Consider the following 1957-nt stretch of genomic DNA (forward strand, 5'->3'; position numbering starts at 1 on the left):
GATATATATAACTACACTTACCCATGAAAAAGACAACACTAAGCAACCTTAAATATAAAAACCTTACATGCAACAAACTATTACATAACTTCAGGTTTTTGTTTGCTTCCAGTCTTTTGACATTTTCTCTTAATGTTAGCTCGTCAGACACTCAAGCATTTGACAAAGACGCTTACCTAGACTTCAGCAAGCCCTACACTTATAACTGGAACAACACTCCAAGCTATACCAAAAAAGACAATCAAGCCAACAAACTCCTCAAGCAAGTCGGCAGGACGATTGGCAGTGCCATAGGCTCTACCAACTCAGACAATGTCAGCCAACTCGGCAATAAAATTACCACAGGTATTAAAGGTCAACTTAAAAACCAAGCCATTAACAACGTCGAAAGCCTCGTTAACAAAAAAGCCAATAAATATGCGAATTCTTTTGGCAAGGGAAAAACAGAGATTTCTATTCGTAAAATCACCTCTAAAAAACCAGATTACAGCCTAAGAACCATTCAGCCACTAACCCAGCTTAATGATGATTCTACTGAATTTGCCTTTGTCCAAGCTCAACTTAACTCTGGTGAAAACTTTGGCAGCCGTAGAAGTACCCTTAATCTTGGTGTTGGTTACCGACAGCTCTTAGAGCAAGGTCAATCCATTGCAGGGGTCAACCTCTTTGCTGATTATGAGTCTAAATCTAAGCACAAACGCGGTAGTATTGGATTAGAATACCAAAGAGCGAACTTTAACCTCAATGTTAATAAATACTTCCCGATTTCAGATAAAAAAGTCATTGTCAATCACACCGAAGAAGCTTTAGCGGGATATGATGTTAAGTTTTTAGGTCGAGTTCCTTACCTGCCGTGGGCAAAAGTTAAAGCCACTCGATATGTTTGGAACGGTGTTGCTAAGTCTGATGTCAAAGGCACCATTTTTGGCATAGAGGTGCAACTCTCTGACTCTGTTCGCATGGAGTTTGGTAGTGAAGATAACAACACAGTTGAGCGCAAAACTTACGCACGCTTCACAACCGCACTTCCAATTTCAGACCACGAATCAATGACAAACTTTAGCATTGGCAAAAAAGCCTTCCAAAATTCAGGTATTGTTAACTTAGGCGATCTTGAGTTTGTAGAAAGAATCAATAAAATCCGCATTGAAAAACTCTTAAATGGACTTCCTATTGTTTTGGGTGAATATAACGCACCTACCGAAGGGGCGACATGTACATTATACAACAGCTCTGGTGTTGCCTTAGGCACTGCCTCCACAGGTAGTAATGGTCAAGTCAATTTGGTAGGTGTAATGAACATACCAGCAGGGCTTGTTACTATGGCTTGCAGAGGTGGTACTTACACGGATGAAGCCACGCAAATTCCTAATACTTCAGCCCCAAGTCTAATGAGGGCAGTAACATTCTACTCAGGCACAGGTCCATTAACAATACTTGCCTCACCTTTGTCTGAAGTCGCTTATCAAATGGCCAGTACTAATTCCTATATTACCAAAGACATTGCGATCCGAAACAACGCCGCTGTCGCCGTTGCCTTTGGTGTTCTGAATGGTGTTAATATTATTAGCACCATTCCAAGCAATGCCAACGCTGGACCGGTTGCTAATGATGATGCAGGTAAAGTTGGTGCTATACTTGCAATAATTTCACAAATGGCTGCAACCAGTGGCAAAACTGCAACTGAGGTTATTAGTGATCTAAAGGATGCCATAAAGAACAACACTCTTTCCGGTAAACTCAGCAGTGCAATGAGTGCTTTTCAGAGAGGGGTTAGTGTAGCTACTGGCAAAACTTCTATCAAAGGCAATGTTGATAATGTATTTGGCTCACTTGTGGATAGAGCTATTCTTAAAATCTCTCTTTACAACGGAGAGGGCGACCCAGTCCCTACAGTGCGAGATTACGAGGATATTGGTATTCCGAGCGTTGGTGAAAAGAATATTAAAATAAAGAA

1 protein-coding gene is annotated in these 1957 nt (G+C 41.0%); it reads left to right on the forward strand.

The window, feature by feature from the left end; translation table 11 throughout:
* Window positions 1-116: 116 nt before the first annotated feature.
* A partial coding sequence (locus BAZSYMA_RS08330) for an inverse autotransporter beta domain-containing protein (RefSeq protein ID WP_195910169.1) occupies window positions 117-1957 on the forward strand: 1841 nt, incomplete at its 3' end.

The organism is Bathymodiolus azoricus thioautotrophic gill symbiont, from assembly GCF_001298715.1.
Classification (GTDB): domain Bacteria; phylum Pseudomonadota; class Gammaproteobacteria; order PS1; family Pseudothioglobaceae; genus Thiodubiliella.